We start from the raw sequence: 249 nt of genomic DNA, 5'->3' as shown, positions 1-249 counted from the left end.
TACCTGGACACCGGCGCCATTTACCGGTCGGCCACCGACGCCGTCCTGGACGCCGGCGTCGAGCTGGAGGACGCCGGCGCCGTCGAGCGGACGGGGGCGGCCGCCGACATCCGGGTCGGCACGTCCGCCGACACCGAGACGGTGACCGTCGACGGCGTCGACGTCGCCCCCCGGATCCGCGGGGGAGAGGTGACCCGGGCCGACTCGCCGGTGTCCGCCGTCCCCGCCGTGCGGCGGTTGCTGGTGGAC

At 76.7% G+C, this 249-nt stretch carries 1 protein-coding gene; it reads left to right on the top strand.

Annotated features, from left to right (window positions below; all coding sequences use genetic code 11):
* A partial coding sequence (locus tag AC0IVP_RS22010; RefSeq protein ID WP_471759293.1) for a (d)CMP kinase occupies nucleotides 1-249 on the top strand: 249 nt, incomplete at both ends.

The organism is Klenkia sp. AC732 (genome assembly GCF_979256525.1).
The sequence above is the reverse complement of the archived record's forward strand: the minus strand, read 5'-3'. Positions and strand labels throughout refer to the sequence as shown.